13 protein-coding genes are annotated in these 12,661 nt (G+C 63.8%); 8 read left to right on the top strand and 5 right to left on the bottom strand.

The genetic code is table 11. From position 1 onward, the window contains the following. Nucleotides 1-224: 224 nt before the first annotated feature. The gene (locus E5X34_RS24185) at nt 225-2,258 is read right to left on the bottom strand and encodes a lytic transglycosylase domain-containing protein (RefSeq protein ID WP_292569893.1); all 2,034 of its coding nucleotides are present in this window, start codon (nt 2,256-2,258) and stop codon (nt 225-227) included. Nucleotides 2,259-2,675: 417 nt separating this feature from the next. On the opposite strand from E5X34_RS24185, the gene dapA reads away from it, so the two are divergent. From dapA to E5X34_RS24170, 3 genes are all read left to right on the top strand, one after another. Next, nucleotides 2,676-3,557: a 4-hydroxy-tetrahydrodipicolinate synthase gene (gene dapA, locus E5X34_RS24180; RefSeq protein WP_292569891.1), complete on the top strand. Its 882-nt coding sequence runs from the start codon at nt 2,676-2,678 to the stop codon at nt 3,555-3,557. Between the two features lie 151 nt (nt 3,558-3,708). Continuing rightward, nucleotides 3,709-4,188 (top strand): SsrA-binding protein SmpB, encoded by a 480-nt coding sequence (gene smpB, locus E5X34_RS24175; RefSeq protein ID WP_041002108.1) that lies wholly within the window; start codon nt 3,709-3,711, stop codon nt 4,186-4,188. Nucleotides 4,189-4,282: 94 nt separating this feature from the next. Then, the gene (locus E5X34_RS24170) at nt 4,283-4,993 is read left to right on the top strand and encodes a GH25 family lysozyme (RefSeq protein ID WP_292569889.1); all 711 of its coding nucleotides are present in this window, start codon (nt 4,283-4,285) and stop codon (nt 4,991-4,993) included. Between the two features lie 21 nt (nt 4,994-5,014). On the opposite strand, the gene E5X34_RS24165 is transcribed toward E5X34_RS24170, so the two are convergent. Then, nucleotides 5,015-5,944 carry a DMT family transporter gene (locus E5X34_RS24165; RefSeq protein WP_292569887.1) on the bottom strand — a complete coding sequence of 310 codons (930 nt, stop codon included), beginning with the start codon at nt 5,942-5,944 and terminating at the stop codon, nt 5,015-5,017. A 144-nt stretch (nt 5,945-6,088) separates the two neighbouring features. On the opposite strand from E5X34_RS24165, the gene E5X34_RS24160 reads away from it, so the two are divergent. Then, a complete protein-coding gene (locus E5X34_RS24160) occupies nt 6,089-6,562 on the top strand; it encodes an Lrp/AsnC ligand binding domain-containing protein (protein WP_292569884.1) in 474 nt (157 codons plus the stop codon). Nucleotides 6,563-6,595: 33 nt separating this feature from the next. On the opposite strand, the gene E5X34_RS24155 is transcribed toward E5X34_RS24160, so the two are convergent. Both E5X34_RS24155 and E5X34_RS24150 read right to left on the bottom strand, forming a co-directional pair. After that, the gene (locus E5X34_RS24155; RefSeq protein ID WP_292569881.1) at nt 6,596-7,252 is read right to left on the bottom strand and encodes a uracil-DNA glycosylase; all 657 of its coding nucleotides are present in this window, start codon (nt 7,250-7,252) and stop codon (nt 6,596-6,598) included. Nucleotides 7,253-7,264: 12 nt separating this feature from the next. Further along, nucleotides 7,265-7,846: an NYN domain-containing protein gene (locus E5X34_RS24150; RefSeq protein ID WP_292569878.1), complete on the bottom strand. Its 582-nt coding sequence runs from the start codon at nt 7,844-7,846 to the stop codon at nt 7,265-7,267. A gap of 298 nt (nt 7,847-8,144) precedes the next feature. Here E5X34_RS24150 and rpoZ point away from each other — a divergent pair, with 298 nt between their 5' ends. From rpoZ to E5X34_RS24130, 4 genes are all read left to right on the top strand, one after another. Then, a complete protein-coding gene (gene rpoZ / locus E5X34_RS24145) occupies nt 8,145-8,546 on the top strand; it encodes a DNA-directed RNA polymerase subunit omega (RefSeq protein WP_292569875.1) in 402 nt (133 codons plus the stop codon). A gap of 126 nt (nt 8,547-8,672) precedes the next feature. Beyond that, a complete protein-coding gene (locus tag E5X34_RS24140) occupies nt 8,673-10,904 on the top strand; it encodes a bifunctional (p)ppGpp synthetase/guanosine-3',5'-bis(diphosphate) 3'-pyrophosphohydrolase (protein WP_128257608.1) in 2,232 nt (743 codons plus the stop codon). A 77-nt stretch (nt 10,905-10,981) separates the two neighbouring features. Continuing rightward, nucleotides 10,982-11,560, top strand: coding sequence for an orotate phosphoribosyltransferase (pyrE, locus tag E5X34_RS24135; RefSeq protein WP_292569872.1), 579 nt, complete (start codon nt 10,982-10,984; stop codon nt 11,558-11,560). 10 nt (nt 11,561-11,570) lie between these two features. Beyond that, nucleotides 11,571-11,954 carry a VOC family protein gene (locus tag E5X34_RS24130; RefSeq protein WP_292569870.1) on the top strand — a complete coding sequence of 128 codons (384 nt, stop codon included), beginning with the start codon at nt 11,571-11,573 and terminating at the stop codon, nt 11,952-11,954. Here the strand turns inward: E5X34_RS24130 and E5X34_RS24125 are convergent. Then, nucleotides 11,947-12,462 carry a GNAT family N-acetyltransferase gene (locus E5X34_RS24125; protein WP_292569867.1) on the bottom strand — a complete coding sequence of 172 codons (516 nt, stop codon included), beginning with the start codon at nt 12,460-12,462 and terminating at the stop codon, nt 11,947-11,949. The two genes, E5X34_RS24130 and E5X34_RS24125, sit on opposite strands and share 8 nt — an antisense overlap. Between the last annotated feature and the right edge of the window lie 199 nt (nt 12,463-12,661).

Below are 12,661 nucleotides of genomic sequence, written 5' to 3'. Positions count from 1 at the left end.
CTCCCCTTCATTCCGGACCTACCGAATCACCAACTCAGTTCCGTGCAAAGCCCTCCTTGTGGGAGAAGGTGGATCGGCGCGCAGCGCCGAGACGGATGAGGGGTGCTGGAAGGAATGAGGCTGCGGCGATTTCGAACGTGTCGCCAAGCTGGAGCACCCCTCATCCGACCGAGCTTCGCTCGGCCACCTTCTCCCACAACAAGGGGAGAAGGAAAAGAGCGCACTCAGCTCCGCCCGTTCACAAGGTCCCCCACGATGTCGTATTTGCCCGAAATACGCATCTTGTAGACCTCGTAGTTCTCCATCACGCGCTGCACGTAACTTCTTGTTTCCGTGTAAGGAATCCGCTCTATCCAATCGACCACCGCGTCCACGTCCTTGCCGCGAGGATCGCCGTATTTCGCCACCCACTGGGCGGCGCGGTTGGGGCCGGCATTGTAGCCGGCGAAGGTCAGCACATAGGAGCCGCCGAAGCGGTCGAGCTGCTCGCCGAGGAAAGCCGAGCCCAGCGTCGCGTTGTAGCCGGCATCGCTCGTCAGCCGCGCCTGCGAGAAACTCATGCCGGCCTTCTTCGCCAGCTGCTTGGCCGTGCCGGGCATCAACTGCAGCAGGCCGCGCGCGCCAGCGCTGGAAACGGCGCCGACATTGAACTCGCTTTCCTGGCGGGCAATGGCGTAGGCAAGCGCCTTGCCGGATCCGGAGATATTGGCCGTATCGGGAATGACACCCAGCGGATGCGACAGCGCGCCGACATCGATGCCGCGCTGGGCGGCGATCTTGCCGACCTTCAGCGCCATGAAGTGGTTGCCCTGCTTTTCCGCCAGCACCGCAAGCAGCGCCAGCTCGCCCGGGCTGGTCAGCTGTCCGGCAAGGTCGCGATAGAGCGTCTCGGCATAGCGGTCATAGCCCGCTTCCTGCAGCCGCTTGACCGCTCTCACCGCCTCGCGCCCGTCAAAGCTCTGGCGGTCGGCCGCGCTCGGTTTCGGATAGGCGATGTTGAGTGTCCTCAACCCCACGCGCTCGCCGGCGAGCTGGCCATAGAAGGTCGTGCCGTAGCTGGCCGCGCGCGTAAAATAATCCTTGGCGCTGCCCGGACCGCCGACTTCCGCTGCGCGGCCGAGCCAGTAATAGGCGCGCGACAGCGACACCGGTCCCTGGGCGAGCTCGGTGATGCGCTTGAAGTGGGTGGCGGCGGTCGCCGGATCGTTGAGACCGCGCAGCGCGTACCAGCCGGCGTGAAATTCGGCCTCGGCGGCATTGGCCGGGCTTTCGGCCGCATGCATGGAGGCGATTCTGTAGGCGGTTTTCATGTCGCCCTGGTCGACTAGCTCGCGCGAGAGCACACGCCGTTCCACCCACCAGGCATCGGGGTCGACCAGCGAATCGCGATCCGTCGGCGCCTTCATCACGACAGCAGCGGCATCGGCGAATTTCTGCTGTTTGCGCAGATATTCCGCCTCGGCGAAGAAATAGCCGGCCGAGCGCTGCGCCGCCGGCACCGCCTTCAAGAGTTTCGCGGCGTTCTTGTCGCCCTTGTCGGCCGCGGCCCAGGCATCCGCCAGCGGCTGCGCGCCGGCGAGGCCGGCCACGCGCAGGGCCGAGGACGGCCGGTCGGCATAGAACATCCGCTCCATGCGGTAGCGATGGTCGGCCGCCGGGATAAGCGCGCCGAACTCCTTGATGATGGCGTTCTCATCCTTGGCTTCCAGTTTCTCGGTGCGCCAGAACGGCACCAGCACCGCGCGCGCCGCGGCCTGATTGCCAAGCGCAACCTGCGAGCGGGCAAGGATGATCACACCCTCGGGCGTCAGCGGCTGGCTACTGCCGAAAGCCTGAACGACCACTTGCGGCGGCGGATTTTCGCGATAGAGCGCACGTTCGCTGTTCTTGCGCAGCGCGATCGTGCCCGGCCACCCGGGCAGCATCTTGGCGGCGTCGGCAATCTCGCCGCTCGGCACCTGGTCGCCGCCATAGAGCGCGATCGCCCAGGCCAGTATGTGCCGGTCGAGCGAAGTGGCGGGCAGCGTGTCGCGCGCATTGCGGGCTGCGGCAATGTTGTTGGCGGCAAGCGCGTCGAGGCCGCTCTTCAGTTGCGCGATGTCGGAGAATGGGGCGGTGGGGCCAGGCGTCTGCGGCGCATCGGGCATGGGAATAGAAGCCGTCGCGCGCGCGTCGACGCTGCCGCCGATCGCCATGGTAGGTGTCAGCGCGACAATCGCGCCCAAAAGCGCGAAGAGATGAGGCCGCCTCGTCGGCATGGTTGCAATCCTAGCACATCGTCAGCAGGCGCGGGCACTAGAGAACCCGATGCGAAGCCTAGACTTAGGTCGTGAAGGGCTCGTAAACAAAAGGTTATCGAGGCCGTTCGAATTGCGCTTGCTGGTGTCCCGATTCTGAAATTCTCATGACCTTGATATCGGGCTCGGCGCGAATTTCAGAATCGCAAGAACACCAGCCAACTGTCGAATCCAGTGTCGTGGTTTTCTATGTTCGCTCCGAGCCTGATATCGACGTCTGGCGAACATCGAAAACCACGACACTGGCACTACGCCGATGCTTGCCGCTGAACCATGTCGAGACTATGGTGCGCGGCTTCGCTTTCGGTTAGAAGGCGCGCAAGTAACCCGACCGACAAACCTGATACGTTCCCGAGAGTTCCAAGGAGTTTGGAAGACATGCTGAGAGGCTCGCTGACCGCGCTCGTCACACCGTTCGAAAAGAGCGGGCGTTTTGACGAGAAAGCCTTTCGCGCTTTCATCGAATGGCAGATCTCCGAGGGCACCACGGGTCTCGTTCCGGTGGGAACCACAGGCGAGTCGCCGACGCTCTCGCACGAGGAGCACCGCCAGGTCGTGAAGGTCGCCATCGAGGTGGCCAAGGGCAGGGTGCCGGTCGTGGCCGGCGCCGGCTCCAACAACACCGAGGAAGCGGTCGGCCTTGTGAAGTATGCCGAACAGGCCGGCGCCGACGCCGCCCTTGTCGTCACGCCTTACTACAACAAGCCCACGCAGCGCGGCCTTTACGCGCATTTCGCCGCCGTCGCCAAGGCGACCAGGCTGCCGATCATCATCTACAACATCCCGCCGCGCTCGGTGATCGACATGACGCCGGAGACGATGGGCAGGCTGGCGCACGACTTCAAGAACATCGTCGGCGTCAAGGATGCGACAGGCAAGGTCGAGCGCGTCTCCGAGCAGCGCATGACCTGCGGCAAGGACTTCATCCAGCTCTCCGGCGAGGATGCCTCCGCGCTCGGCTTCAACGCCCATGGCGGCGTCGGCTGCATTTCGGTGACGTCGAATGTCGCGCCGCGGCTCTGCGCCGAATTCCAGGAAGCGACACTCTCCGGCGACAGTGCCAGGGCGCTCGAGCTCCAGGACCGGCTCTTGCCGCTGCATAAGGCGATCTTCATCGAACCCGGCCTGTGCGGCGCCAAATATGCGCTGTCGAAGCTTGGCAAGGTCGAAAACGTGGTGCGCTCGCCGCTGGTGACGATCGAGGCCTCGACGGCCGAAAAGATCGACCAGGCGATGAAGCACGCCGGCTTGATCAATTAGCGAGCCCGCTTGGAAACTCTACTCCTGCGGCCATCTGAAGGCGCCACCTGCGCTTCCGATGCTCACGTACTATATGTACGCTCCGCTCCGGTTTTCGGTGGCGCCTTCACCTGACTCGCAGGAGCGAGTTTCGAAACGGACTCTGGACGTCATGAATCAAGTCAAGAAAGCCGATCCCAACAACAGGACGGTCGCCGAAAACCGCAAGGCGCGCTTTTCCTACGAGGTGCTCGACACGATCGAGACCGGCCTGGTGCTGACCGGCACCGAGGTCAAGTCGCTGCGCCAGGGCCAAGCCAACATCCAGGAATCTTATGCCTCCGCCGAGGGCGGCGAGATCTGGCTGATCAATTCCTATCTGCCGGAATATCTGCAGGCCAATCGCTTCAACCACGAGCCGCGCCGGCGCCGCAAATTGCTGGTGTCGAAGCGCGAGATGGCCAAGCTGTCGCAAAGCGTCGAGCGCGAGGGCATGACGCTGGTGCCGCTGAAGATCTATTTCAACGACCGCGGCCGCGCCAAGCTGCTCTTGGCGATCGCCCGCGGCAAGAAACTCCACGATAAGCGCGAGACCGAAAAGCAGCGCGACTGGTCGCGCGAGAAGGGCCGGCTGCTCAAGGAGCGCGGCTAGGCTTTTCATTGTTGCCTGCACAAACGCGCCTGAAAAAAGCCACCGGGCACTCCTCTGTTCCGGCGCCAACGCACCTTCCGACAGGGGGCCATTTTTGGGGAAGCGGATCGTTTTCTGGAGCGTTGCCGGCGTGGTTGTCGCCTGTGCCGTCGCGGCCGGCGCCTATTTCTGGTTCCGTGGCTTTTCACCGGATCGCGCCGAGTTTCCGATCCGGGGCATCGACGTCTCGCATCATCAGGGCAAGATCGACTGGCGGCGCGTCGCGGCCGACGATGTCGCCTTCGCTATCATCAAGGCGACCGAAGGCGGCACCCATGCCGACACCCTGTTCGCCACGAATCTACGCGAAGCCCGTGCGGCCGGCCTCGCGGTCGGCGCCTATCACTTCTTCACCTTCTGCCGGCCGGGGGCCGACCAGGCGAAGAATTTCATTGCCGTGGTGCCACGCAGCGAACCGCTTTTGCCGCCGGTGGTCGACATCGAGTTCGGCGGCAACTGCCCGCAGCGGCCGTCGCCTGAGCAGTTGAACACCGAGCTTGCCGCTTTCCTCGGCCCGGTCGAGACGGCGTTCGGCAAGCAGGCGATCTTCTACCTGACCGACGAGGCTGCCGACGCCTATTCCGCGACCATCATCGCGCGCCGGCGCTGGCTGCGTTCGCTGGCGATGAGGCCGCGCGAAAACGACTGGATCTATTGGCAGTATCACAATATGGGCCGCGTCGACGGTATCGAAGGCGACGTTGATCTCAACGTGCTGAAGGGCAGCCGCGAGACGTTGGCCGAACTGTTCGCGCCGACGCCTTGAGTGCCCGCGCCGCTGAAACATTCACGACCGGCCCGGCGCCGGTTCACTGAGACGTCTGCTGGCAATACGTCCTCCGATCGCTGACAAGCCCATCCCGGCGGCCATGATGGCTATGGCTGCGACCTGGATCGTCATCGGCGTTTCGCCGAGCACCGCCATGCCGACAACCACCGTGGCGATCGGTATGCCGGGCAGGAACAGCGATGCCGTCTGCGGCCCCAATTGCCGGACGATGTAGGTATAGAGGAACATGGCCGCCGCGCCGGCCAGAATCCCCTGGATCACGATCTGACTGATGATTTCCCCGACGGCCGCTGCATGGATTTGGCTTGGCGCAAAGACATAGAGAACCGGCAGCGGCAGGCACGACAGCAGCACCACCGCGGCCGTCGCCGTGACGGGATCGGCATGCCAGCGCCTGACAAGAACGGCATAGGCCGAAAACATCAGCCCCGATCCGATGAAAAGCATGTCGCCGAAGAGAACGCTGCCTGTTCCCTCGCGCGCCGGCGCGAGGAACAGGAACAGGCCCGCGATGATCGCGAGGACGCCGATGGTCCGTTGCCGCGAAGTGCCGTCACCGAAGAAGACGCGCGACAACAGGAACGAAAAGAAGACGATCGACGCTGGACAAAGCGCCGCCGCGTGAGCGGCAGGGGCATAGGTCAGGCCCCAATTGATGATCAGCGGATACGGCAATCCGGCCAGCGCCGCCAATGCCGGGGCCCGTCGCCAGCCAAGCGCCCTCATCCTTGCGAAGCCGCCGCGCCAGACGATCGGCAGAAAGATCACGCCGGCGCCGCCAAAGCGCAAGGCGGCCAGGTCCGTCGCCGTCAGATGCTCCCTGAGGCTGAAGCGGGCGGCGACGAATTGGATGGCATAGATGCCGATCATGGTCAGGCCGGCGATGAGCGCCAGCCTGGAGTTTCTCGAGTCTCGTGTGTCCGCCATGTTCCGCCGCCGTCGTGACATCGCCACCGAAGATTATCTCCGCAGAACGCGATGGAAGCGCAGGCTATTGCCGAAAAGCCTGTGGCAAAATATGCTCTTTTCTCGAAATCAGAGTGAAACTCGCAGGCCAGAGGCAGATTTGGCGTGAATGCTGAAGCAAGCGACCTTGATGCGGTCGACCGCAATCTCCTGCGGTTGCTGCAGGAGGATGGACGTCGCACCACACTTGATCTGGCGGCGCGTGTCGGCCTGTCGCCGACCGGGACCAGCCTACGCGTAAAGCGGCTGTTTCGCGAAGGCTACATCACCGCGGTCAGGGCCGTGCTCAATCCGACCAAGATCGGGCGTGGCACGCTCGTCTTCATCGAGGTGCGTCTCGACCATACAGCGCCCCATATTTTTGAGCGGTTTGCCGAGGCAGTGACCAAGGCGCCAGAGGTGCTGGAATGCCATATGGTTGTCGGCGGCTTCGACTATCTGGTGAAGGCGCGCATCGCGGAGATGGCCGCCTATCAGGATTTCCTGACCCGGGTCATCCTGCCGCTGCCCGGCGTGAAGGAGACGCACACTTACGCCTCGATCGGCGACGTGAAGCCGGATGCGCTGCTGCCGGTGTGAGTGGGCGTCGAGGCGACAGGAAGGCGCTTGAATTTAGCCCTTCAGGAACGCCGCGATCTCGCTGAACACGTTGACGAACATCTCCTCCGTCAGCACGCCTGTATTGGTGTTGTAGCGCGAGCAGTGATAGCTGGAGAACAGCGCGATGCCGCCGGCCTCCTGCCTTCCGCCGTGGCGGAACGGAAAGGCCGCGACGCGCTCGCCCAGCGCCCGCACCGTCGACTGGTGGGCGATCGAACCCAGCGTCAGTATGGCGCGCAGGTTGGGGAAGCGCGCGATGGTGGGTTTCAAAAAGGTCCGGCAGGTGGCGATCTCGGCGCCCACCGGCTTGTTCTCCGGCGGCACGCAGCGTACTGCATTGGTGATGGCCGTGCCGACCAACTCCAGCCCGTCATCCGGCCGCGCCTTGAACTCGCCGCGCGCCAGGCCCTGCGCGATCATCGTGCCGTAGAGCAGGTCGCCGGCATAGTCGCCGGTGAAGGGGCGCCCCGTCCGGTTGGCGCCGCGCAGGCCAGGCGCCAGCCCGACGATCAGCAGGCGGACCGACGCTTCACCCTCGGGCGGCAGGAAAGTCGGCACCGGCGCGTTGAACCAGCCTGGCTCGCGTTCGCGCCAGGCTGCGATGAAATCATGCAGCCGCGGGCAGAGCGGGCAGTCACGGTTGGGTTCGGGGGAGGTTGCGGCGCTCAAGGCCGCCGCCCGTCAATAATCGTCCTCGTCGACTTCGGCGGGTTCCGGCCGGCGCGCCGGCCGCTCGGACGGGTCGCGGCCGACCTCGCTTTTCAGCGTCATCAGGTCGATGAAATGGTCAGCCTGGCGGCGCAGATCGTCTGAGATCATCGGCGGCTGCGAGGCCATGGTCGAGATGATGGACACTTTGCGGCCGCGTCGCTGCAGCGCCTCGACCAGCGTGCGGAAGTCGCCGTCGCCGGAGAAGATCACATAGTGGTCGACGACATCGGCGAGCTCCAGCGCATCGACGGTCAGCTCGATGTCCATGTTGCCCTTGATCTTGCGGCGGCCGGTCGAGTCGGTGAATTCCTTGGCGGGCTTGGTCACCACCTTGAAGCCGTTATAGTCGAGCCAGTCGATCAGCGGCCTGATCGACGAATATTCCTGATCCTCGACCAGCGCGGTGTAATAATAGGCGCGCAGCAGATAGCCGCGCTTCTGGAAGTTCGACAGGAGCTTGCGGTAGTCGATGTCGAAACCCAGCGCGCGTGAGGTGGCGTAGAGATTGGCGCCGTCGATGAAAAGAGCGATCTTTTCACGGGGATCGAACATTGAAAAACATCCCTTTCAAAAAATTCTGTCGTCTTAAAAGCGTTCGACGAATAGGCCCGACAAATGGACCTCGGTACCGTCACATCCGAGATAACGCGCAATTTGTGGATATCCAAGGGCAGGCCTCGCATTGCAAGCAATTGTGATCGCGACTATGTAGAGCGCACCATGGCGCGCTCAGATGCTGAACTGGGTCGGCTAAGTTGGTGCTGGCGCCATAAAGCTTGTATTTCGGCCGCGCCCGCGTTATGGAGCGCGCCAGCTTTCCATCAAATCCATCGCATGAAAGGGGCAGTCCATGGCCCGCGTAACCGTTGAAGATTGCATCGACAAGGTCGACAACCGTTTTGAACTCGTGCTGCTCGCCGGCCACCGCGCCCGCCAGATCAGCCAGGGCGCGCAGATCACCGTTCCGCGCGACAATGACAAGAACCCGGTCATCGCGCTGCGCGAGATCGCCGACGAGACGCTGTCGCCCGACGACCTCAAGGAAGACCTGATCCACTCGCTGCAGAAGCATGTCGAGGTCGACGAGCCGGAGGCCGAGGGCGAGGTGATCACCGACCAGACCGGCGCGACCGCTGTCGCAGCCGACGCCGACGACGCCGAGGAGAACATCGCTTTCGACCGCATGAGCGAGGAAGACCTACTCGCCGGCATCGAAGGTCTGGTGCCGCCGGAAAAGAGCGACGACTATTAAGCATTCCGGGAACTTGCCTGGATCAAGCATCCGGCACTTCCGTCTCGTAAGTTTCGTGGCTATCTATGGGATGCGTCGCACCTTGGTGCGGCGCATCAATCATTTCAGCACCGCGAGATCCCGCCCATGATGCGTCAGTATGAGCTTGTCGAGCGCGTCCAGCGCTACAAGCCTGACGTCAACGAGGCGCTGCTCAACAAGGCCTATGTCTACGCCATGCAGAAGCATGGCCACCAGAAGCGCGCCTCGGGCGATCCCTATTTCTCGCATCCCCTCGAAGTCGCCGCCATCCTGACCGAGATGCATATGGACGAGGCGACCATCGCCGTTGCCCTGCTGCATGACACGATCGAGGACACCACCGCGACCAGGGCCGAGATCGACGAGCTATTCGGCCCCGAAATGGGCAAGCTGGTCGAAGGGCTCACCAAGCTGAAAAAGCTCGACCTCGTGTCCAAGAAGGCCGAGCAGGCGGAGAACCTGCGCAAGCTCCTGCTCGCGATCTCGGAGGATATTCGTGTCCTCCTGGTCAAGCTCGCCGACCGCCTGCACAACATGCGCACGCTCGACCATATGCCCGAGTCCAAGCGACTGCGCATCGCCGAGGAGACGATGGACATCTATGCGCCGCTCGCCGGCCGCATGGGCATGCAGGGCATGCGCGAGGAGCTGGAGGAGATCGCCTTCCGCTACATCAATCCGGAAGCCTATCGCGCCGTCACCGCGAGGCTTGCCGAGATTTTCGAGCGCAACAAGGGCGTCCTGCAGGAGATCGAGACGGCGCTGTCCGGCCTGTTTGAGAAACACGCCATCAAGGCGAGCGTGAAGAGCCGGCAGAAGAAGCCATGGTCGGTGTTCCGCAAGATGGAAGCCAAGGCGCTCTCCTTCGAGCAGCTCTCCGACATTTTCGGCTTCCGTGTCGTGGTTGACTCCGTCGACGACTGCTACCGCGCGCTTGGCGCCATCCACACCACCTGGTCGATGGTGCCCGGCCGCTTCAAGGACTACATCTCGACGCCGAAGCAGAACGACTACCGCTCGATCCACACCACCATCGTCGGCCCGTCGCGCCAACGCGTCGAATTGCAGATCCGCACCAAGGAGATGAACAAGATCGCCGAATACGGCGTCGCTGCCCATTCGATCTACAAGGACACCGGCGGCAAGATGAACGGCGCCGGCCATGCGATCTCCAAGGAAACCAACGCCTATGCCTGGCTCAGGCGCACCATCGAGCAGCTGGCCGAAGGCGACAATCCGGAGGACTTCCTCGAGAACACCAAGCTGGAGCTGTTCCAGGACCAGGTCTTCTGCTTCACGCCCAAGGGCATGCTGATCGCGCTGCCGCGCGGCGCGACACCGATCGACTTCGCCTATGCCGTCCACACCGATGTCGGCGACACCTGCGTCGGCGCCAAGGTCAATGGCCGCATCATGCCGCTGATGACGGAATTGAAGAATGGCGACGAGGTCGAGATCATCCGCTCCAAGGCGCAGGTGCCGCCGGCCGCCTGGGAATCGGTCGTGGTCACCGGCAAGGCGCGCGCCGCTATCCGCCGCGCCACCAAGAACGCGATCCGCAAGCAATATTCCGGCCTCGGCGCCCGCATCCTGGAACGTGCCTTCGAGCGCGCCGGCAAGACCTTCACCAAGGAGAGCCTGAAGCCGGTTCTGCATCGGCTGGCGCGCAAGGATATCGAGGACGTGCTGGCCTCCGTCGGCCGCGGCGAGCTGAGCTCAACCGACGTCATGAAGGCGGTCTTCCCCGACTATAAGGACGAGCGCGTCACCGTCGCGGCGCCCAAGCAGCGCGAGGAGGGCTGGTCGAAGATCCGCAACGCCGCCGGCATGCTGTTCCAGATGCCCGGCACGCGCGCCGCGCGCAAGGGCAAGGACCAGCCGCGCGACGGCGCGGTGCCGATCCGCGGCGTGCGCGGCGACCTGCCTGTGCGCTTCGCCCCGGAAGGCGCCGTGCCCGGCGACCGCATCGTTGGCATCATCCAGCCGGGAACCGGCATCACCATCTACCCGATCCAGTCGCCGGCGCTGCAGGCCTTCGACGACCAGCCCGAGCGCTGGATCGACGTGCGCTGGGACATCGACGAGCGCACCAAGGAGCGTTTCCCGGCGCGCATCTCGGTCACCGCCATCAACGCGCCTGGTTCGTTGGCCGACATCGCCCAGGTGGTGGCATCCAACGACGCCAACATCCACACGCTGTCCATGATACGCACGGCGCCCGATTTCACCGAGATGCTGATCGATCTCGAAGTCTGGGACCTGAAGCACCTCAACCGGCTGCTGTCGCAGCTCAAGGACAATTCGAGCGTCAGCGACGCACGGCGCGTCAATGGGTGAATAGTGAATAGAAGGTGCTCTCACTACCATTCACCATTCACCATTCACCATTCACCACTCGCCAAAGGGGGAACAAAATGAACACTGACGAAGTGCTGGGCATTTTCCGCGAGGCCGGCGCCGTTCTGGAAGGTCATTTCATCCTGACGTCCGGCCTGCGCAGCCCGGTCTTCCTGCAGAAGGCCCGTGTCTTCATGTATGCCGACAAGACCGAACGCCTGTGCAAGGCGTTGGCCGCAAAAATCCGCGAAAGCGTGCCCGGCAGGATAGACTATGTCGTCGGTCCGGCCATCGGCGGCCTGATCCCTGCCTATGAAACCTCGCGCCACCTCGGCGCGCCGGCCATCTGGGTCGAGCGGGAAGGGGGCGAGTTCAGGCTGCGCCGCTTCGAGATCGCCAAGGGCTCGCGCGTCGTCATCGTCGAGGACATCGTCACCACCGGCCTGTCGATCCGCGAGACCATCGACTGCCTCCGCGGGATCGGCGCCGAGGTCGTCGCGGCCGCCTGCATCATCGACCGCTCGGCCGGCAAGACCGATGTCGGCGTGCCGCTGATCGCGCTTGCCGAATATGAGGTGCCGGCCTATCCCGCCGACCGCCTGCCGCCGGATCTCGCCGCCATTCCGGCGGTTAAGCCAGGAAGCCGCAACATCTGAGGCCTCTACAATGATCGCCGGCATCGACCATTTCGTGCTGACGGTTCGCTCGGTGGAGGCGACCTGCGATTTCTATCAGCGCGTGCTCGGCATGCGGCGACTGGACGAACTGAACCGGCCTACGGCGCTTCTGTTCGGCTCGCAGAAGATCAACCTGCATGAGGTCGGCCGTACTTTCGAGCCGAAGGCAAAGGCGCCGACGCCGGGTTCCGGCGATTTCTGCCTCGTGGCGGCGGTGCCGCTTGCCGAGGTCCAGGCCAGCTTGCAAGCCAATGGCGTGGCGATCGAAGTCGGTCCGGTCGAACGCATCGGCGCGCGCGGCCCGATGATGTCGGTCTATTTCCGCGATCTGGACGACAATCTGGTCGAGGTCAGCGAGTACCCACTCACCTGAGATCGAGCCGCATGGCGCAGCGCTGGTCGGAAGGCATGCCGTGCTCGGCCTCGTCGCCGAGCAGGCCGGTCAGCCGTCCGTCGATCTCGGCGCCTTCCAGGATGCGAAATCCGAACTTGCGATAGAAGGGGGCGTTCCAGGCGACGGCGCGAAACGTGGTCAGCGTCACCGCGACCAGGCCGCGCAGCCTGGCGTCCGCGACCGCTTGTTCGAGCAATGCGCGGCCGATGCCCTGGCCCTGCCGGTCGAGGCGCACGTCCAGCTCCCAGATATGCAGCGCATCGCCCTCGACCCCGGCGCTCAGGAAGCCGACGGGCCGACCCTCCTCGTCGGCGGCAACCCAACATGCGCCGCCTGCGATCAGCGTCCGGTGCCGCTCCGCGCTGATGTTGTCGCCATCGGCGAGCCATGCCAGTTCGGGTATGGCGCGGAAGGCCAGTCCGGCGGATTGCTCGATCTGCGGCAAGGCCTCGGCATCCTCGGCCCGCGCCGGTCGAATGGTGATCATCGGCTGGTATCCTGTTGTTTTCCTCAGTTTCGCCAGAATAAGGGTCTTGTTACAGGCTGTGGCAGACCATCGCGGCGGCGTTTTCGTTGTTTCGCGGCACTGCCGTCGCTATATCAAAGTTTGTTGCCTTTCTGCGCCCTCGAAGCGCAAGATGTGTGGCGCGTCCCGGTGGGCAGGGGCAGCGCGTGTAGGACCGGGA

The sequence above is a fragment of the Mesorhizobium sp. genome (genome assembly GCF_004963255.1).
Classification (GTDB): Bacteria; Pseudomonadota; Alphaproteobacteria; order Rhizobiales; family Rhizobiaceae; genus Mesorhizobium.
This window is presented reverse-complemented; position numbering and strand designations above follow the sequence as displayed.

Bases quoted from the DNA above. Each gene is read 5' to 3' on its own strand.
- E5X34_RS24185 (WP_292569893.1), bottom strand. From the start codon at position 2,258: ATGCCGACGAGGCGGCCTCATCTCTTCGCGCTTTTGGGCGCGATTGTC.
- dapA (WP_292569891.1), top strand. From the start codon at position 2,676: ATGCTGAGAGGCTCGCTGACCGCGCTCGTCACACCGTTCGAAAAGAGC.
- smpB (WP_041002108.1), top strand. From the start codon at position 3,709: ATGAATCAAGTCAAGAAAGCCGATCCCAACAACAGGACGGTCGCCGAA.
- E5X34_RS24165 (WP_292569887.1), bottom strand. From the start codon at position 5,944: ATGGCGGACACACGAGACTCGAGAAACTCCAGGCTGGCGCTCATCGCC.
- E5X34_RS24150 (WP_292569878.1), bottom strand. From the start codon at position 7,846: ATGTTCGATCCCCGTGAAAAGATCGCTCTTTTCATCGACGGCGCCAAT.
- rpoZ (WP_292569875.1), top strand. From the start codon at position 8,145: ATGGCCCGCGTAACCGTTGAAGATTGCATCGACAAGGTCGACAACCGT.
- E5X34_RS24140 (WP_128257608.1), top strand. From the start codon at position 8,673: ATGATGCGTCAGTATGAGCTTGTCGAGCGCGTCCAGCGCTACAAGCCT.
- pyrE (WP_292569872.1), top strand. From the start codon at position 10,982: ATGAACACTGACGAAGTGCTGGGCATTTTCCGCGAGGCCGGCGCCGTT.
- E5X34_RS24130 (WP_292569870.1), top strand. From the start codon at position 11,571: ATGATCGCCGGCATCGACCATTTCGTGCTGACGGTTCGCTCGGTGGAG.
- E5X34_RS24125 (WP_292569867.1), bottom strand. From the start codon at position 12,462: ATGATCACCATTCGACCGGCGCGGGCCGAGGATGCCGAGGCCTTGCCG.